At 49.4% G+C, this 17,359-nt stretch carries 19 protein-coding genes, 1 tRNA gene and 1 pseudogene; 11 read left to right on the top strand and 10 right to left on the bottom strand.

Annotated elements, in window-relative coordinates; all coding sequences use genetic code 11:
* Nucleotides 1-38 precede the first annotated feature (38 nt).
* Both KIS30_05495 and rnhB read right to left on the bottom strand, forming a co-directional pair.
* Nucleotides 39-371, bottom strand: a complete 333-nt coding sequence (locus KIS30_05495; protein MBX8646195.1) for an SCP2 sterol-binding domain-containing protein — start codon at nucleotides 369-371, stop codon at nucleotides 39-41.
* Nucleotides 372-375: 4 nt separating this feature from the next.
* The gene (rnhB, locus tag KIS30_05490) at nucleotides 376-1,032 is read right to left on the bottom strand and encodes a ribonuclease HII (protein MBX8646194.1); all 657 of its coding nucleotides are present in this window, start codon (nucleotides 1,030-1,032) and stop codon (nucleotides 376-378) included.
* Nucleotides 1,033-1,285: 253 nt separating this feature from the next.
* Between rnhB and KIS30_05485 the strand changes: the two genes are divergently transcribed.
* A complete protein-coding gene (locus KIS30_05485; protein ID MBX8646193.1) occupies nucleotides 1,286-1,780 on the top strand; it encodes a tetratricopeptide repeat protein in 495 nt (164 codons plus the stop codon).
* A 203-nt stretch (nucleotides 1,781-1,983) separates the two neighbouring features.
* Here KIS30_05485 and KIS30_05480 read toward each other — a convergent pair whose 3' ends face one another.
* A complete protein-coding gene (locus KIS30_05480) occupies nucleotides 1,984-2,673 on the bottom strand; it encodes a phosphoglycolate phosphatase (GenBank protein MBX8646192.1) in 690 nt (229 codons plus the stop codon).
* Between the two features lie 181 nt (nucleotides 2,674-2,854).
* Here KIS30_05480 and KIS30_05475 point away from each other — a divergent pair, with 181 nt between their 5' ends.
* Both KIS30_05475 and KIS30_05470 read left to right on the top strand, forming a co-directional pair.
* Nucleotides 2,855-3,229, top strand: coding sequence for a Nascent polypeptide-associated complex protein (locus KIS30_05475; protein ID MBX8646191.1), 375 nt, complete (start codon nucleotides 2,855-2,857; stop codon nucleotides 3,227-3,229).
* A 55-nt stretch (nucleotides 3,230-3,284) separates the two neighbouring features.
* A tRNA-Asp gene (locus KIS30_05470) sits at nucleotides 3,285-3,370 on the top strand.
* A 29-nt stretch (nucleotides 3,371-3,399) separates the two neighbouring features.
* Here the strand turns inward: KIS30_05470 and KIS30_05465 are convergent.
* A complete protein-coding gene (locus KIS30_05465; GenBank protein MBX8646190.1) occupies nucleotides 3,400-4,182 on the bottom strand; it encodes a (2Fe-2S)-binding protein in 783 nt (260 codons plus the stop codon).
* A 169-nt stretch (nucleotides 4,183-4,351) separates the two neighbouring features.
* Here KIS30_05465 and KIS30_05460 point away from each other — a divergent pair, with 169 nt between their 5' ends.
* On the top strand, nucleotides 4,352-4,699 hold the full coding sequence (locus tag KIS30_05460; protein ID MBX8646189.1) for a helix-turn-helix transcriptional regulator: 348 nt from the start codon (nucleotides 4,352-4,354) through the stop codon (nucleotides 4,697-4,699).
* 199 nt (nucleotides 4,700-4,898) lie between these two features.
* Here the strand turns inward: KIS30_05460 and KIS30_05455 are convergent, their stop codons facing one another.
* The 3 genes and pseudogenes from KIS30_05455 to KIS30_05445 all read right to left on the bottom strand — a co-directional run bounded on the left by KIS30_05455 (nucleotide 4,899) and on the right by KIS30_05445 (nucleotide 6,979).
* Nucleotides 4,899-6,014 carry a transposase gene (locus tag KIS30_05455; protein ID MBX8646188.1) on the bottom strand — a complete coding sequence of 372 codons (1,116 nt, stop codon included), beginning with the start codon at nucleotides 6,012-6,014 and terminating at the stop codon, nucleotides 4,899-4,901.
* Nucleotides 6,011-6,331 (bottom strand): annotated as a pseudogene (locus KIS30_05450) (recombinase family protein). The gene KIS30_05455 and the pseudogene KIS30_05450 overlap by 4 nt, the downstream one beginning before the upstream one ends.
* Nucleotides 6,332-6,712: 381 nt before the next feature.
* Nucleotides 6,713-6,979 carry a recombinase family protein gene (locus tag KIS30_05445; GenBank protein ID MBX8646187.1) on the bottom strand — a complete coding sequence of 89 codons (267 nt, stop codon included), beginning with the start codon at nucleotides 6,977-6,979 and terminating at the stop codon, nucleotides 6,713-6,715.
* 401 nt (nucleotides 6,980-7,380) lie between these two features.
* On the opposite strand from KIS30_05445, the gene KIS30_05440 reads away from it, so the two are divergent.
* From KIS30_05440 to KIS30_05425, 4 genes are all read left to right on the top strand, one after another.
* Entirely contained in the window at nucleotides 7,381-7,776 is a 396-nt protein-coding gene (locus tag KIS30_05440; GenBank protein ID MBX8646186.1) for a hypothetical protein, read from the top strand.
* Between the two features lie 54 nt (nucleotides 7,777-7,830).
* Nucleotides 7,831-8,079 carry a hypothetical protein gene (locus KIS30_05435; GenBank protein MBX8646185.1) on the top strand — a complete coding sequence of 83 codons (249 nt, stop codon included), beginning with the start codon at nucleotides 7,831-7,833 and terminating at the stop codon, nucleotides 8,077-8,079.
* A 408-nt stretch (nucleotides 8,080-8,487) separates the two neighbouring features.
* A complete protein-coding gene (locus KIS30_05430) occupies nucleotides 8,488-9,861 on the top strand; it encodes an aspartate aminotransferase family protein (GenBank protein MBX8646184.1) in 1,374 nt (457 codons plus the stop codon).
* A 359-nt stretch (nucleotides 9,862-10,220) separates the two neighbouring features.
* Nucleotides 10,221-10,751 (top strand): Lrp/AsnC family transcriptional regulator, encoded by a 531-nt coding sequence (locus tag KIS30_05425; protein MBX8646183.1) that lies wholly within the window; start codon nucleotides 10,221-10,223, stop codon nucleotides 10,749-10,751.
* A gap of 338 nt (nucleotides 10,752-11,089) precedes the next feature.
* Here KIS30_05425 and KIS30_05420 read toward each other — a convergent pair whose 3' ends face one another.
* From KIS30_05420 to KIS30_05410, 3 genes are all read right to left on the bottom strand, one after another.
* A complete protein-coding gene (locus tag KIS30_05420) occupies nucleotides 11,090-11,749 on the bottom strand; it encodes a cysteine hydrolase (protein ID MBX8646182.1) in 660 nt (219 codons plus the stop codon).
* 118 nt (nucleotides 11,750-11,867) lie between these two features.
* Nucleotides 11,868-12,110, bottom strand: a complete 243-nt coding sequence (locus KIS30_05415; protein ID MBX8646181.1) for a hypothetical protein — start codon at nucleotides 12,108-12,110, stop codon at nucleotides 11,868-11,870.
* 644 nt (nucleotides 12,111-12,754) lie between these two features.
* The gene (locus KIS30_05410) at nucleotides 12,755-14,587 is read right to left on the bottom strand and encodes an amino acid permease (GenBank protein ID MBX8646180.1); all 1,833 of its coding nucleotides are present in this window, start codon (nucleotides 14,585-14,587) and stop codon (nucleotides 12,755-12,757) included.
* A 1,160-nt stretch (nucleotides 14,588-15,747) separates the two neighbouring features.
* Between KIS30_05410 and KIS30_05405 the strand changes: the two genes are divergently transcribed.
* Genes KIS30_05405 through KIS30_05395 form a run of 3 tightly spaced genes read left to right on the top strand, consistent with a single transcriptional unit; the run spans nucleotide 15,748 to nucleotide 17,344 of the window.
* The gene (locus KIS30_05405) at nucleotides 15,748-16,059 is read left to right on the top strand and encodes a transposase (GenBank protein MBX8646179.1); all 312 of its coding nucleotides are present in this window, start codon (nucleotides 15,748-15,750) and stop codon (nucleotides 16,057-16,059) included.
* Nucleotides 16,056-16,970: an IS3 family transposase gene (locus KIS30_05400; GenBank protein ID MBX8646178.1), complete on the top strand. Its 915-nt coding sequence runs from the start codon at nucleotides 16,056-16,058 to the stop codon at nucleotides 16,968-16,970. Before KIS30_05405 ends, KIS30_05400 begins: the two co-directional genes overlap by 4 nt.
* The gene (locus KIS30_05395) at nucleotides 16,967-17,344 is read left to right on the top strand and encodes a hypothetical protein (protein MBX8646177.1); all 378 of its coding nucleotides are present in this window, start codon (nucleotides 16,967-16,969) and stop codon (nucleotides 17,342-17,344) included. Before KIS30_05400 ends, KIS30_05395 begins: the two co-directional genes overlap by 4 nt.
* Nucleotides 17,345-17,359: the final 15 nt, after the last annotated feature.

The raw sequence follows: 17,359 nt of genomic DNA, 5'->3' as shown, positions 1-17,359 counted from the left end.
GCAAAATAACGCGGGCAATTTGCAAAAGGAATCGTGGATCAGAAGAATTTGCGTATTCTCATCAGATCTTCAAGAGATGCCTTGAACTGAACTTTCTTTGTAGCCCATGCCTTCATGGGTCTGATGGTTCCAGTCAGAAGTCCGGACAGCGTAGCCTCGTCAGAAACTATCTTAATATCAGGATTTTCAAGCCTTCCTTCGTGAAGATCGCCCATCCTGTTTTTCTGGAGGCTAAAACAGAAGCTCTTACCGTCCTTCAGCTCAACCTGAACCGTTCTTGTCATTCCCTCCAGCTCTTTTTGCAGAACAGGGTCCTTCTCCACCCTTGAATTGAACTTGCTTATCGCTCCGTTGATCAGGTCCTCTATCATTGACTTACCTGAAATATTCGAGGTTTTTAATCTTACTGTTTGCCAGTATTCGCCTCGAAGTTTCCCACGAATGCCTGCAATAAGGCGGGAGAACGCCGCACCTGGCCACATACTCTTCTATAAACAGTACGGTCTTCCTGTCGGAGGCATATCCGCTTCCAAAATCCGAACCGAGTTCCGTCTTCAATCCATCAATAAGCCTGTCTCTCGTCACCTTTGCGATGATGGATGCGGCCGAGACCGAAGGATATCGTTCGTCCGCCCTATGCTCGGCAACAACCAACTTGCCACAAAGTTTTGACACTTCTAGAGAGAAACGGCGTTCGTCGACATCAGGAGCGTCGACATAAGCCCCAGGACAGTCAAACAGACTGAGCAACTGGGCAAAGTGCGTCAGCTCAAGCATGTTTAACGCCGACATATTAACCGCATTGTCAATCTCCTGTGGCCAGACTACATGGATTTCCCATTTTGAAACGTAGTGCAGCTGCTCAAACAGCTCATTCCGTCTTGAAGGCGATAGCTTCTTGGAATCTCTCACCCCTATTGCCGCAAGTTCTTCAGGTTCGCCTGCGAGCGCACACAAAACCATCGGTCCCATAACGGGGCCCCGACCTGCCTCATCTGCTCCGAGCTGAACTGTCCGTCCCTTGTCCGCCATGATATAATCCGACAGGTGTGAAACGTGTTGCCATAAGATAACATATTCCTTCGCCCGCAGAATTCAAATCACTTCAAGAACTGAAGCTATCTCAAAAAAAAAACGAAATGGCAGGGAGAAAGAACACGACAGATGGACGAAAAGATACTCGTACCATAAATTTTCAGGCAACCTTTAAGAGGAAAGCTGATTTATCATCGACAGGTACAGGCGTACTGTGCCAAATTGCGCGAGCGACACACAGTGATGAAAAATGCCCGGTGAAGACAGCAGAAAGGATCTTGAAGATGGAATACAGCTGCTAAATGAGGGGAGACCCGAAGATGCAGTCAAAAAATTTGCCAAAGTACTGAAGAGCGATCCAAAAAATGCCGAAGCGTACTTCTGGCGTGCAGAGGCATCCCTGGCGCTTTCACAGGTTACGATTGACGAGATACTCGCACTCTACAAAAAAGCCATAGAGTATGATCCCGCGAACGCATATTATCAGAGTTCTCTTGGTTTTTTCTGTGCGGAGAATGGCCGCTTCAACGATGCTGAAGCGGCCTACAACAGGGCTGCGGAGCTTGAGCCTGAATCATCGGCACAGTTCTATTCTGAATTTGCAGCAGAATATGCACGAAAAGCCCCCATATTCATGGAAAGGTTTCTGGACGACAAGACTCGCGAGATGATCCAGAAAAAAGCGTTAAAGTATGCGCTGAAGTCGATATCAATGGATGAAGAAACGGCAAAAAAACTCCTATGATTCGAACTCCTGAAATAGCATGTCGCCCTGACAAACTGCATGAGCGTTTCAGGATTGTGCCACATATGCGGCGGCCTTAGCCGCAGAACGTGCTCCATTTGCGGATTGGCAACGTGCGATAGACATTTTGCGGTTGACAGGCCGGTTTGTTCGGGCTGTTACAGTGGCAGAACGTTGTAAGAAGTCTGAAAGCACACTCGACTTCATCGCAGAATGGCAAGCCATTCGATGCCTTCAACGAAGCCATCTCCATGGCTCGATTTCGTGACATGCGATGCCACTTTCTTTACGTGCTCGGGTGCATTAGCAACAGCTATACCAATGCCGCAGTTCTTCAGCATCTCGATATCATTCTCACCGTCACCGAACGCCGCAACATGCTCGAGCGCAATACCCATGGTGTGGCATACTCTCGAAACGGCTTTGAATTTTGTGAAATTTCTGCTCTGAATGTGTATTGCGAAGCCGCTCGACTCCACGTTGACATCGTGCCCGCTGAGCAATCTTCTGACGGCCTCAGTATCCGCCGAGGGCTCCAGAGCGACTTCGGTCATTCTCCACTGATCTGTGAATAGCCTGTGAACGTCCAGCCTGCTCTTCAGAAAGTTGAAAGCCTCGAGAGGTTTCTGGGGGCTGTTGAGATACTCCACTGTCTGGTTGTGGTACAGAACACCCCCGTTTTCTGCCACTATCGCACCTGTAAGACCTATCATTTTGAAAAGACCGTATGCGATGGGAAGGACGTTTCCGGTCGCCAGTATTATTGTGATGCCGGCATCCTGAATGCGCCTCAGTGTGTTTATCGCACCGACACTGATTCGCCTGTCGTAGGAAGTCAGGGTTCCGTCAACATCCGTTACAATGCACCGGATATTCCCTTGAGTGGGGGTCATTTAAATTGCGCTCCAGCTTCCCGCCGGTGTCAGCATCACGGCAGTTCACTACTGAGGCAGAAGATGCCGGACTTTAAAACTGCAGCGATATGACACAGGTAGGAGGTGGCCTGACACGGACTGCCTCAATTATATATGCATGCTTTGTGTACCGATGCGTGCGTAGGATTGCTGTGATATCATGATACCCGGACTAGGAAAGATAGACCCGCGCCAGATGAAGATGGCAATGAAAAAGATGGGTATGCAGACAGAAGAGATTGACGATGTCAGCGAAGTGATCATCAGAACGAAATCCAAAGAATACAGATTTTCGAAACCAACGGTCGTCATGGTAAAAGTGTCAGGACAACAAATTTACCAAGTCACTGGAGAGCCGGTAATTGGCGGCGCAACCGCTTCAGAGAGCATCCACTCAGGCCCAGTTATACAGCAGGAGGACATCGACCTCGTTGTTAGCCAGACTGGATGCACAGTGGAGCAGGCTAGGCAGGCACTGATGCAGACCGATGGAAGACCGGCGGACGCCATAATCAGAATACTGACGGGCAGCTGAACATCATGTCCGCTCTGCGCAAGTTAAATATGCACAATCGTTTTGGCCCATGGAAGCCCTGGTAGTGTAGTGGCCTATCATCCAAGCCTGTCGGCTTTCGGCAGATAGCTTGGGACTCGGGTTCAAATCCCGGCCAGGGCGTGAACGAAAAGGCAACCATGTTTCACGCATTATGTACTCTTTTCAGTCACCACAGCTTCGAAACCAGCATCAGTAACTGCCCTCGCCGCCTCTTCAGGACTGAGACCTTCCGGCACCTTCGCGGTGACGGTCTTTCCACTCAATGATACTAAGACTGAATCTGCCCCTGCACCCTTAAGAGCTTCTTTTACTAGCACAGCACAACTTTCGCACGTCATTCCTTGAACGCTGAGCGTGATGTCAGTAAAATCATCACTTTCGCGCGAGAGTCTGCTTGCCACGTCTGCGAGCAGCAACCTGACGCGCGGTTCTTTAACCTGCTTAAGGAATTTGTCGACTATCGATGGAAGGTAATCTCTGCAGCATTTTCCGCTCGGATTGGTCACAAAGCACCACTTGCCTGTTCCCGCCCGCGTATAAGCTTCGATATCCTCTAGCGAATCACAGCATGCCTTGCCCAGTATTTCGGCTTTGATGTTGTCTTCTGTTATGCCCATGCAATAACAGACCGGCTTCACTGAATCCGTTTCCTTGAGGGCACACGGAGTCTTAACCTCATCGGTCAAAAAATAAATTCCTGCAGCATTGCTGTAATAAACCACATTGCATCCAGGGGTGGTGGAAAAACGGTACGTATCATCGATGAGGGACCAGTATCTGACGTCCACATGATTTCGCATGGTAGTCGCAAAGACTTTTGTTCCTTTGTTCCCGCAGACTATACAGTACCTTTCGCCGTCATTTGCCCCTGATGATGCGGCGTTTGTGTATTCGGCTGCCGGAACGATTGATCTGCCTGTGACAGATTTCATTCAATCACACACTCAAATTGCATGATTCCGTGATAATCAGGTCTCGCGACGTTATAAATGCAGCAGTCCCAAAATTTACACCACCTTTAATGTTTTGAACTGAAGCGGAAATACGGGCGTGCAGCCTTTTATGATGATTTTATAATAATCGGTAGTACATGTCATCGATATGAAGGGAATCAGTGAAAAGGCGTGTATGATCAGGCATGGGGAGAAAACAATATGCATCTTTCCATCAGAGGCCATACTGAGAGTCCTGGGAAAGAAATATACGCTTCTGATCATAGGTCTCCTTGGTAATGAAAAAGGCATGGGTTTCAACAAGATTCTGGAAAGCATAGGCAGACCTAGAGCCAATCTCCTTTCCATGAGATTCAAAGAACTTGAAGTCTTGAATCTGATACAGAGAAAGGTAATAGACAGGAGACCGCTTGTTGTAGAATATTCACTGACTGACAGAGGCTGTGAACTACGTGACAATCTCATTCAGCTTTTCGACTGGATAGAAAAGAACTGATTTGAATGCTTCAAACTCGCCCGGATCAAGACTCGTCAAGAATCCTCATCGAGAATCGAATTCAGTGACTGAATGCCCCATGCAAAGCGATGCTGATTGGAGCGGACATGATCGAGGAGGCTTGCGCGATAGGCCCGTTGCATGAGGCAAGCCTTGAACGAAATCGCATTTCACTTTCAAGACAATGACAGCTCGGAAGTCATAGCGTTGTATGACATCCGTTTGAAGCACCGACCGTAGGCTGGTGCAGGGTCGGGGTCTTGCCCCAGAACCGTATCAGGAGGTTCTTCGCAGCATTTACATCCGCGTTGCCGGCGTAGCCACACTTCCGGCAGCAGAAACTCTCCCCGTTCCGGTTCCCCTTCCCGATGTGGCCGCATTCATGGCACCGCTGACTGGTGTATGCCGGTGGAACCCGCTCGAATCGAACACTGTTCGTCTGGCAGGCCATTTCCAGCCGGTTAAGCCAGTTACGGTATGTCCACGCACCGAGACTACGCCGCATATTTTTAGACACGCGACGCTGTGTCTTCCTTCCATGAGAAAGGAGCGTAAGATCCTCAGTCACTATGACTGAGGGACCAGTGGACAGGACTTCCTTCGCCACCTCCGCCATCCGCTGTTTGATGGCACGGCGGGCAGTCTTCTGCCCGTTCGAACCGTGTTTGCATCTCTTGATACGTTCAACCATCGGCCTGATGTCTGTCCCCAGGAGCGTCCCGTCCGAGAGAGCGGCGAGCGTGTTGATGCCCGTATCCAATCCAAGCTCAGGACCAACAGTACGGGGTTCCCCCACATCCACCTCGAATGCCAGCTGCACTGAATCCTCGGTGATGATGTAGGACTCCAATCGGCGCGCTCCCGGGTCCTGAGCATAGCGGTGATAGTGCCTGTGGAACCGCACGGGGAGATTCATGGTGATGCCACGACCCACGCTTGCAATGTGCAACCATGCGTCGAACTCCTTTGCGGCAGCGTCGTGGGTGAGAGAAGCGATGGTCGAGGAGACATACATCCGCTTGCCCTTATGGACGGGCTTGACAGCGTCTTTCCCGTCCCGCTCTCTCGAGGCGCGGATCATGTCAATGGCCTCTCTCGCCGCCACCTTGCGAAGACGGGCCGACAGCCAGGTGCCTGGAACGGCAATGACTTCCTTGAGGAGTTCCGTCTTTTTTGGTGGAGGGCCGTGTCCCCACCAGAGATTGATGAAGTGGTTCACCACCCGTCCATACTCCGTCAGGACAGTGGCGAGTAGCTCCACCTTGGCCTGAGTGGCCTCCGTGAGAGAGCACCGTGTCGAGCGAATGATATTCATGCCCGTGCTGCCTCCAGCGCTCTCCTTGCTCTGTTTCCGGCAGACCCGCGCCCGTAGAGCCGTGCACAGAAGGATATGAGTACTTCCGTCATGTCCCTCACGATGTCATCCTCCACTTCACCCTGTTCCTCACCCTGTTCCATCACGATGAACCTCCTGCCTGAAGCGGCGAAGGCCGCTTCGATATACTCTGTACAAAATCTCGCAAGACGATCACGATGCTCCACGACGATGCCTCCGATCTCGGGATCACGGAGGATGACGAGCAACTTGGAACGACACTGTCCACTTTTGCTTGAAAATGTTGACTTGAAGGCTTCCGCTGAGCATCTTTGAACTGCCTCATCAGCCTCCCGCTCCTGCCCGGGTCACGGGCAGACATCCTGGTTCGGCCGCGATCGTATGTCACGGTCATGTGTGGCACCGCACGGGCATTGCCACGGAGCCGATAACGCGCCATCCTCATGCATCATTCTAGTCTTACAGACTATTTAAACGGCGACAGGGGGAGGTCGCCGAAACATGTTATTGCACAATACTGACAGTGTCCGCTGCATAGCAATCAGGGCAATGTCCGCAACTGACGACGACAATTGTGATTGCAGCGGACAGCATTCACAGAAATCATGAAGCAGCCTGAGTTTTAAGGAAAATTTGACAAAGTCCTTGGAACAGTGACAGTCGAGTCCTGAACTGACTTACTCGACAACCTTCCCGATCTTGCAGCCCTTTCCGGTGGCGTATGTGACAAGTCGAGCAGTCTGCTGCGCGAGGTCTGCCTTCTGGTCATGTGAAGAGACTCTCGCATACAGGGCAACAGAGGGCGAGGGGGGAGCCGACGGCAGCACAAGGATGGTCCCTGTGGGCAATCGTGTCGCCGGAACCGGGAGGATGCATGCCTTGTACCATCTCCATGCGGTTTCGTAACGCACACCTGCCTGTCGTGCCCACTCGGATAATTTCATCGATACACACCGCCTCTCTGTCTATAAAACGCTATCCTACCTTCAACTGCTCAGAACCCCTTTAAGACCTTTGAACAGTTCGGTGAACTCGAAACCGCCGCCGCTGAAATTGCGGAAGTCAAAACTGTCGTGCTGAAGCACATATCACATTACGTGGAGATTGGCGAATACCGCTAAATTCGGCACTTTGGCATTGTTGGTGAATAGAGAATCTATCTCATCCAGTGTAATCAGGGAGGTGCAACAGCACACTATGTTGAATTAATATGCGTATTATGCAGCAGTCACTGTAAGGGTCGCATCAAACGTTCAGTGAAATTTTCATAGAATGCTAAAACACGAAACAGTCATCGGCTGCCGCAGCAGACAAATTTCATAACTTAGGCAACCATCCATTCCGCGTGGAGTATAAGGGCGGGAATGTCGCGATCTGGCTCTGGCTTGCACTTGCAACGTCATTCGGATTCTGGTTCGATTATGCCGCAGCAACTGCACTTTTCAATCCCGAAAGAGACTCGGCCGGACATTTGATCTTTAAGGTTGCTGGCTATTCGAATACGGTTTATCCGTTCACCTATGTTGCGGTTGACCTCTCATTCGTCGGCGTCTGCTATTTCTGTTTTATTCGGGAAAGGAAGCACAGGAGCACCATCGCGTCACTTGTAATTGGAGCACTCGTCGCAAACGCAGCATCTATCGGAATGATCAACGTGTATGAACAGTTCTTTGTCAGTGCATGGTTTCTGGTTCCGGCAGATGTGGGGAATGCCATATACTGGTCACAATACTACTGGTGAAGTGCGGGAGCTGTCAGCGCCACTGTTTCCGGCCTGCTCTTGGTGCTCACGGTGATGCCGTGGTCCAACAAAAGGAATCTGCGATATGTCATGCCACTTGCCGCAATCTATGCCATGGCAATGCTTGCCTGGATAGCCGCGGGTTACGGGGCACCCCGGACTGGAAACACGTTAGATTACCTGATGAATGCAATCTCCCGGATATCTTCGCAGCTGATGCTTGTGGCTGCCGTTGCAACTCCGGTGGAGTCCGGCTGGCAAAGACGAATTTTAGCGATGTTTAATAAGCTGATTCATACGTGAACTACGGATGGCGCATTTTCGTTGAACATGATAATTTTCTACTGATGACATCACACATGATTATGCATAACGGAGAGCGGAAGGAGGACTTCCTGAGAGGATATCGATCTTTTGTTGCGCACAGGCATTGAGGGTGCGCCTGAAATGAGTATTTGAATCATTTTCCGCAGACCGGGCACAATCTGCATTTCGGCACTGAATAGCTCCAAGCATTCGTAGGGGCTGCTGGGCAAAAAGTCAAATAATTTCGATGTTATTTGACATATTGTCTTATGCAACCGCCATTATGGTATATAATTTCCAGCAATATAGTGAATTCGATTAACTTTAAATAATGGCAATGGCCGTAATGTTACAGCGTGGATAAACGCTCTGTGATTGCCGTCACAGGCATGCAGGTAGGATAAAATGAAGGCAGATACCAAGAAAACGGATGCCACTGTGGTAGAGGATGGCGCTGCGATTACCAGGCATTACAACTACGGTACCTGGAAGAAACAGGAAGGCTGGAAGCCGAAATTAATTGTCGGTGCAGAGGGTTGCAACTTCACCGATTCGGAAGGTAACACCTACCTCGACTTTTCATCCCAGCTCATGTGCAGCAACCTTGGTCACGGCAACAGGAAGGTGATCGATGCAATAGCCGAACAGGCACGCACGCTGCCCTACATTTCACCGGAGTTCACAACAGCTGCGAGGGTGGAACTGACGAAGAAGCTGCTCGAAGTCCTGCCCGACAATCTGGTAAAATTCTTCTACGGGACATCAGGTACGGAAGCCAATGAGGCCGCCGTCAAAATCGCCCGGATGTTTTTCAGGAAGGAGGGGAAATTTAAAATCATCACCCGGTACGACTCGTACCACGGTTCAACGGCAGCCAGTATAGCGCTGACAGGTGACCACAGGCGATATGCTTCGGAAACTCCGGGGAATGCAGGTGGAGTGGTCAGGGCGCCCGACCCATACTGTTACAGATGCCCGCTGGGATTGAAATATCCTGAATGCGGCATCGCGTGCGCGGAATATGTCGACTACATGTTCAGGCATGAGGGAAATGTTGCAGCAGTCATGGTTGAGCCGGTGACAGGCACAAACGGTGTTATTGTTCCGCCTGACGGCTACATGAAGCGGCTTAGTGAGATAACACACGAACATGGTGCACTGCTCATTGCAGATGAAGTGATGTCTGGATGGGGAAGGACTGGTGAATGGTTTGCAGTCAACAGATGGAAAGTCAGGCCGGACATATTGACAACAGCGAAGGGCATAACCGGCGCCTATGCTCCTCTCTCCCTGACTGCAACCACCAAGGAGATTGCCGATTACTTCGAGGACAATGTCTTCCAGCATGGCCATACATATGAGGCGCATCCGCTGACGCTGCTCCCCGCGGTTGCTGCAATTGATGAATACAAGAGGCTCAATCTGATTAAGCGATCTGCTGAAATTGGAGAGTATCTTGGCAGAAGTCTTGCAGAGCTGAAGGAGAGGCACGTCAGCATAGGAGATGTCAGGGGAGTCGGTATGTTCTGGGCCGTTGAGCTTGTAAAAAACAGGGATACAAAGGAGCCGTTCAACACCAGAGAGGACAAACTTGAAGGAAGACAGACAGTGGCGGGAAAAGTGTCTCAGGAGATGATGAAGAGAGGTGTTTATGTCAACTCATGGATTACACATCTCACCATCGCACCGCCCCTGATAGTGACGAAAGAGGAAATAGACCACGGTATTGAGGTGCTCGACGAATCTCTGGCAGTCTCCGATTCCCTTGCCGGCACGTAAAAAACAAGCAATGAACTTCATTTTATCCGTAATAGCGTGGAATGGATATGCTGACACACGCGTTCCAGCACCAGCTGCCATGTGCCGGTTCCGGAGAAACAGGTATTCCTCCTTCGGAGACCTGCAAGCCCAGGACGGCGTGTGAAGGTCATGCCATACTCACACAGAGAGAAAGATTGTGGTCAGCTGGTGGCTGTTATTCCTTATGCAGCTCGGTAGGTTCTCACTTCACTGTGGACAGTTGGGTCGATGGCATCCACCTGCAAATGTTGATCTGCAAGAATGCCTTGAAGATACAACCGTTACACGAAACTGAATGCCGACATAATTTATTGTATTTTGACTGATTATCACACATCATGGCAAAGGAAGCACATGAAAAACTCGATAGGCTCGACAGAATGTTGCTCCAGATACTTTCCACTGACGGCGGCATGAGCTTCCAGAGCATCGCTGACAGACTTTCGATATCTAAATCCACCGTTCACAACAGGGTCGGCAAGCTGCAGGACGCAGGCATAATCAAGGGATTCTATGCACAGCTGGATCCTGAGAAACTCGACAACAACATGATGGCCATTTCACTCGTTCGTGGAAGATACGGTCCCAAATATTCTCAGAACATAGGCGAGGCCATTTCCAGAATAAGGGGCGTGTGGGCAGTCTATTTTGTTATGGGCGACGTCGATTTTATCGTGTTAATAAGGTGCAGGACAAAAAAGGAACTTTCAGGCATAATAGAACAACTTACCAAAACCGAGGGTGTGGAAAGGAGCAGTACTTTCTACGTCCTTGACAGGCTGAAAGAAAATTACAACGAGTCCGTGCTTATCGACGATGTTGCTGGCGCAGAGGCTGCGCGTTCATCAAAAAAGAAGAAAAGAAGATAACTTCACTTTGCCTTCTCCTGGTTTCACTCTCCCATGGCTTTACATTCAGCTTGTTTCGAGACTGGAACGGCAGTGAGAATGACCAGTGCTGCACACATCTACTGACTTTTCTTTAAACTTATTTTCAGCAGTTATTACTGGACGACTTACAGCAATTAGCTTAAGAAATTATATTTTCGCCAACAGAATAGCATAACAAATAAACTCCATGTTAGGTTTAAACGATACTGTGGAATCATATTAGAATAAACCTGCTACTGATCCAAATATATCGCGCGTGTCCGTCAACAATACTGCGCGTCCGCCTGTAAGCAGTAGACCCGACTCACGAGGTGTCATCACCCGTGATGCTTCATTGTCTTGCTGTTGAACCTCTTCTTCACGTCGGTCTTGACGGTTTCGGCAAGTGTTCTCCCGCCTGTGAAGCGGTCTAGTTTTCCAATGAATTCGTCAGAAGAGAGAACAGTGAAGCCGACATTCCTGAAATCCCTCAGGTTTGCCTGCTGTACCTCCTCCGTGTTTGAAGAGATGCAATCTGAAATCAGAATGGTGCCGAAGTCATTCATGTCTGCATCGTAAGCCGTTGCCCTTATGCAATTGGGTGTCTGTGTGCCTGTGATCACTACGGTGTCCACGTCGTGCTTTCTGAGAAGAAGGTCAAGTTCCGTCCTGAAAAAGGCGCTCCATTTCTTTTTCAGCACAACGTAATCGCCTTTCTTCGGCTTGAGCGGCCCGTAGAATTCGCCAGACAGTTTTCCCTTTGAGTTCAGAAGGAGCGGTCTCCCATTCTCGCTCCAGTACTTCCATCTGCTCAGTTCAACGTCTGAGCCATCCTCCCTGTACCCCCTTGTTATGAAGAATACGGGGATGCCCCTCTTCCTGCATTCATCAACGACGCGCCGGATACGCGGCACTGTCTTCTTTGCGCCACTGACACAGAGCGGTGATTCACTGTTGACAAACGCGTTGTTCATATCTATAACGAGTAAACCAATCATTTTCTCACATGACCGGCTGATGCAATACATGTCGCCGATTAATCGTTTTCCGTGACAGCTGTCTCCCATCTTCATTCCAGTGTTGTGTAACATTAATGAGGACCCGTGCCATCAATTTTCAGATTGCCCTCTTTCTTGCAGTCCATTTGTCCTTCTTCGTCAGCCCATATTTTGGAACGCCTCCTACCTGTGCGCATTCTGATATCTGATTATATTCAGGAGTGCCGCATATACCTCGTGCCATGTCCAGTAGTCTGTATCCTTCAACGGCAAGCGCCGTATGTCCCGCTGAATCTGCAGAAATTGAATAGTTATGATTCGATTCCCTGTCTGGCCAGTCTTTGATTCTCCTTCGCCTCAATTTCACTTTGCCACCACAGGAAAAGTATTACGGGCACGGCTATTTCCGGGAAGAACACTATAAAACATGCCCACAAAATTAACTTGAGTAATCCCATTCAACTCAACTCCAGCTTTGCTATATGCCGTAATTATTCACTTTGTTTCCTCCACCACGCCAACAAAGTTACCAGACATTCCGATGTTTGTCATCTTAAAAATCATGCTGGGGTATATTTAGATATTGAGCCATCCGGTCCCTTCGAAAGAGCTGAACAAATAAATTTGGGCTGAGCTAACGCCATAACAATGCCAGTAATGTTGATCTGCTAATGCCGTAAATCACACTCTCATACGTTTCCGTTTCCCGGCTAAGCGTAATTAGGGTCGTCGCGACTTGTCCGAGTTTGCAAAGCGCAGTACTGGATTCAGCAAACAGCTCGTATCCGCTTGAAACCCAGGAGAGAGGATATTGTGATGCCACTTCTTTGCACATTTCAATTCTGTTCTGCAGCGGACAATTGCACAACTGTGCCTCAAGACGATCCAAAAACGAGTGTATATCTGACGCAAAACCCGGAGTGGTCTTGCCGTATTGCATTCTGTTCAAAAGCAGGGCATGAGGCGGTAGAGTAAGGAAATGAAGCAACCGTCGATAAACCGTCCCTAAGATGCAGGTGCTTCAGTGCTGCCACTCCCCTCCACGCCTCCACCCAGTGCCATCAGCACTTCCCTCTCCCTGACCGTTCCTACCAGCTTCCCGTTCTCGTCAACGATACTCAGGATCGGCATCCTGCTTTCCTTGAAAGTCCTGATTATTTCGGTGACATCGCTGTCCTTGCCTATTGTTACAGGGCGCTCCAGCCACAGATCCCCGACCTTCATCCGCATTATCTCATTTTCCGAAAGCAGGAACACATCACGCAGTATCATTGTACCCACAGGATTGGACAGGCGGTCGATAACCGCGGCGCCCTGGGCATCCAGGGACACACACCTGTCAACTGCACTCTTCAAATTCTCGTCCATCTGCACGACAACATCAGGCAGCGCTCTCCTGATTTTCAGACTGGTGAGATCTTTGAACCTTTCCGCCATGGATAACTCGCCCTTGAACAGCCTTGCAGTATATGGCGTCCTGGTTACTATATCTCTCACGTCCAGTATCATGTATCCTGCAACTATCCAGAGCAGGAAAAGCGCTGAGTATACCAGGAGCGTTGAATATGCCGAATATACCAGCTCCACGGTTGTTATGGTGGCAGCGACCACAGCGAGAACCGCCTCCCTGTAGTCGTACAGCACATGCGCTGAATCCTTCGGACCCCTCAGGAGAAGCCTCTTCCCCCTCCTCATACCGACCCGCATGAGGGAGGCGCCAGCCATTATGTGAATGAAGAGCCCACCAAGGGAGGCAATTGTTCCAAGAATGATAAATGAAACTGTCAAGGGCAGGTTGAGTATCAGAACCAGAGGTACTGAGAGTATGATAACAGAAACAGCAATATTTGCCACAATCGGCTGGTTTCTGATCTTCGTTGCAAATATGCTGGGAAAAGATCTGTCGTACCCCATTCTGAACATTGTTCTTGAGGCGGCCGCGCCAAACGAGAGGATTGCTAGGATGCCGTCATTAAGTGCTGCAACAGTCACTGCAATCGTGAGATATCCGCCGTATGCGGAGAAGTCATGAGTTATGGCGGACAGGATCGGAAGACCTGAAACTCCTGCAGGAATCTTAAGCCCTTCCTGTAGAAGCAGGTTTGAAATTCCATATATGAAAAGGGTGGCAAGCAGGCCGCCAGTCAATATGACCGAAACCGCTGATTTTCCAATCACCTTCTCGGAATTCTTCACTTCGCCTGATATCGGTGCAATCGCGCCATATCCGGTCGGAATACCCATTGCGAACAGTATTCCGAGTACAAATTCACCGCCCGTGATGTGGTATACGGCGGGGTTGGGTAGGTATGCGGCGCCTCCTGTCAGATAGAATGAGAGGGCAACTATGACAAGTATGAGAGCAATCTCCACTATGCCCGTGTATACGGCATACTTCGCCGACGGTCGTATGCCTGCAATCAGAAATGCTGAGGCGGGAATGACTATGGCCATCAGTGTAATAAAGCTCGGCAGCCCGATGACTGTTGAGACAACAAACACGGCTCCAATCACATATGCCATTCCGAACAGCATGGAATAAAAGAGATACACCCAGCCCGTGCTGAAGCCTACTCTCTCCGAAAGAACCTGAAAGGCATAGGTGTAGTAGCCGCCGGATGTTCTGAACCGCTTGGATAATTGCATTACAACAAGGCCGTTTACAAGGACGAGGAGTGTGCCCATTACCATTATCAGCGGTGCGAGAGGTCCGCCGAACGCGAGGGCCACAGCGCCGTAAGTCAGGAGACTGAGTAATGGCGACATACCGCCAAATGACAGAAAGAACACGTCCCTGAACGACAGATTCCTCGTAAGTTCCCCGGAGGTGGCGGTGATGCCGCTATGACTATCCATTGGCAACCCTATTAAGGCAGCCACTTCCATTTTAACGTTGCCGAATTATAACCGCATCTTAGTGCCATATGTTGAGTGAATGGCTTCACGGGACAATCTGTGTCTTAGGAACGGTCGCTGCAATATCAGCAGTCTGCGCACCGTGAGTAGAGAAAGAAAAAAAGATAACGCGTAAACGTCGGTCGGAATAGCATTCTTACTCATATGAGACTCTTCCTAATTTCGTTCAGTGAGTCAAGGTCAGCTCCCATCATAAGAGTCAGTAACAGCTGAGTATTGAACTAAATTCGTGATGTATTCTTCACCATGGTACGCACATGGCTTTGATTGAATTCATTGATTATCTCACGAAACTTGGGAAGAGTAATCCAGGGCTTGATATTCTTGACTATCTCGAATTCATTGACGTTTGAACGCCCCACGTTGTCCTTGTGAACCATAAGCATCGTTGAAGCCAATTCAAGCCATGACGTCTCACGCGTAAAGAACTGCTTTACTACCTCCAGATTCTTGATCATACCAGGCCGCGTGGAGTCAATTCTATAATAATCCAGGGCGAGCGCTCTAGAGTAGGGTCCCTAACGTAAAATGAAAATGGATAATCAAATCCTTTCTCCCTGAGATAGTTAAGTAGATAGACGGTCTTCTGCACCTTAAGACGTAGCTCGGTGTTGTTCACTTCCCTTAGTTCAACCAAATCTATCCCTAGACAATCTAACAGATTGGCTAATTTGGTCCTGTCACTCATCCACCATCATTTCCATTACTTGTAGATGCACATTTGCAAATCATCTATAACCAATTATACACAACGTGTCCGAAACTTAAGAACTATGCTCTGAAACAGTGTAAAACTTCATATTGAAGAGGCTGGCAATTTTGATTCTGATCCTCCCAGCAGCCCCAGAAGTATTACTCCGATAAGTGACAGCAGCGATATTTTGAAAACTTGTCTCAAACTGGCAAATATTTAGATATTTGATAGCGGCTTGCTTCGATAAGTGAGTTCAGTGCCCTGATTTTTCAGATTACGCTCTTCCTTGGTCTGCCCCCTTAATCCATTGGACAAAATTGGCAAATAAGGAAGAAGGAAAAATACTCAAGGAAAGGAGTCAGATAGAGGGTGGTCCGGAGGGAGAACAGTGACTGCGACTTCGAGAAGGAGATGGCAGCCGGAGGAGAAGCTTGCCATAATCAAGGAGATACAGGAAAAGGGTGCAGTGGTGGAGACGTGCAGGAAGTACACCGTCGATCCTACAATGTACTACAAGTGGAAGGAAAACTACGACACATTCGGCATAGACGGCCTCAGGTCATACGCCAGGAGATTGGAACCGGGTATCAGGAAGCTGATGAAGGAGAACTCCAGGCTGAAGAAGCTCCTTGCTGAAAAGGAGCTCGCCAATGAGATGCTGAGCGAGGCATTAAAAAAAAGGAAGGTGACGAAACAATGAGCGCACTGGCGGCCGGATACGTCGCGAAGGGTGTTCCCGTGACGGATGCGCTGAACATGCTGCACATTCCGAGAAGCAGCTTCTATTCGGCGCCTTCCACATCGCCTTCGAGGGCAGGCAGGGCTGACTCCATGCACACAATGAGGAGGAATGGGTGTGAAACACTGTATCTGACCAACGGTGAGGTGGTTGAGGAGATGAGGGCAGTGCTCTCACAGGAGTTTGTGTGCTATGGCTACAAAAAGGTGACGAAGCAGCTGCAGCGTGAGGGCTTCGTGATAAACAGGAAGAAAGTCCGCAGGCTGATGGCTGAGAACCGTCTGCTCAACCATTCGTACAACAGACGCAGCCCTGTCAGCAGAGTGGTGGAATCCAAAGTCATTGTCAGCGCACCGAACCAAGTCTGGGAGACGGACATAAAGTATGTCTGGATTGCCGGCGAGGAGAGGAACGCATACTTCCTCGGTTTCATCGACTGTTTCACCAGGGAGGCGGTGAAGCACTATTTTGGACTCCAGTGCAGGGGAGACGACGTCAGGGAGGCAATGATGCAGGCGTTCCACGAGAGGGGGATTGGCAGTATCGGCAATGTCAGGATCAGGAATGACAACGGTACGCAGCTCGTCTGCAGGACCGTGGAGGAGTTTCTCTCAATGATGAACATCAGTCATGAGCGCATCCATCCACACACACCGAAAGAGGATGCCCACATAGAGTCGTTCAACTCAATCCTGGAGAGGGAAGTCATCAGAAGGTTTGAGTTCGAGAGCTTCGGCGACTCCGAAGCGACAATCGGCAGGTTTGTGGAGTTCTACAACGGCAGACGATTGCACTCCGCAATCGGTTACTGCACACCAAGAGAAGTCTATGAAAAATGGAAAGGAATTTCTATGAAGGAGGCATTGAGTTGAATAAGACAATCTTGTCCAGAATTAGGGGACCAAACCACCCCGAACTCATATTGGCAATTTCTCTGTTGAGTTCTTTTATAATTTCTGCCTTCATATACACACTTCAGAAGATCACTTCATCCAGTGCCGGACTGAATTCGTTAGCTTTTGTATCAGTCTTGGCATACCTAGCGTACAGAGTTTACCGGGGTACAATGCAAAGATTGCTACCAGTGGCTTTTATACTTGGTTTTGCCGAAGGGATAATCAGCGATGCTGGGTCAATCACTCGTGTTACCGCACCTTGGGGTGGAGGAGGGGTGTTTGATGGAGACTTTGTAATACCCACCTCTCTCTTCATATCGATTCTATTGATTGAGAAACTTTCTCTATAGCTCTTTGGAATAATC

This window comes from Candidatus Sysuiplasma acidicola, from assembly GCA_019721035.1.
Taxonomy (GTDB): Archaea; Thermoplasmatota; Thermoplasmata; order Sysuiplasmatales; family Sysuiplasmataceae; genus Sysuiplasma; species Sysuiplasma acidicola.
The sequence above is the reverse complement of the archived record's forward strand: the minus strand, read 5'-3'. Positions and strand labels throughout refer to the sequence as shown.

Bases quoted from the DNA above. Each gene is read 5' to 3' on its own strand.
- KIS30_05445 (MBX8646187.1), bottom strand. From the start codon at position 6,979: ATGAAATTATCCGAGTGGGCACGACAGGCAGGTGTGCGTTACGAAACC.
- KIS30_05420 (MBX8646182.1), bottom strand. From the start codon at position 11,749: ATGATTGGTTTACTCGTTATAGATATGAACAACGCGTTTGTCAACAGT.
- rnhB (MBX8646194.1), bottom strand. From the start codon at position 1,032: ATGGCGGACAAGGGACGGACAGTTCAGCTCGGAGCAGATGAGGCAGGT.
- KIS30_05400 (MBX8646178.1), top strand. From the start codon at position 16,056: ATGAGCGCACTGGCGGCCGGATACGTCGCGAAGGGTGTTCCCGTGACG.
- KIS30_05495 (MBX8646195.1), bottom strand. From the start codon at position 371: ATGATAGAGGACCTGATCAACGGAGCGATAAGCAAGTTCAATTCAAGG.
- KIS30_05480 (MBX8646192.1), bottom strand. From the start codon at position 2,673: ATGACCCCCACTCAAGGGAATATCCGGTGCATTGTAACGGATGTTGAC.
- KIS30_05460 (MBX8646189.1), top strand. From the start codon at position 4,352: ATGAAGGGAATCAGTGAAAAGGCGTGTATGATCAGGCATGGGGAGAAA.
- KIS30_05475 (MBX8646191.1), top strand. From the start codon at position 2,855: ATGATACCCGGACTAGGAAAGATAGACCCGCGCCAGATGAAGATGGCA.
- KIS30_05465 (MBX8646190.1), bottom strand. From the start codon at position 4,182: ATGAAATCTGTCACAGGCAGATCAATCGTTCCGGCAGCCGAATACACA.
- KIS30_05425 (MBX8646183.1), top strand. From the start codon at position 10,221: ATGGCAAAGGAAGCACATGAAAAACTCGATAGGCTCGACAGAATGTTG.
- KIS30_05430 (MBX8646184.1), top strand. From the start codon at position 8,488: ATGAAGGCAGATACCAAGAAAACGGATGCCACTGTGGTAGAGGATGGC.
- KIS30_05435 (MBX8646185.1), top strand. From the start codon at position 7,831: ATGCCGTGGTCCAACAAAAGGAATCTGCGATATGTCATGCCACTTGCC.
- KIS30_05485 (MBX8646193.1), top strand. From the start codon at position 1,286: ATGCCCGGTGAAGACAGCAGAAAGGATCTTGAAGATGGAATACAGCTG.
- KIS30_05455 (MBX8646188.1), bottom strand. From the start codon at position 6,014: ATGAATATCATTCGCTCGACACGGTGCTCTCTCACGGAGGCCACTCAG.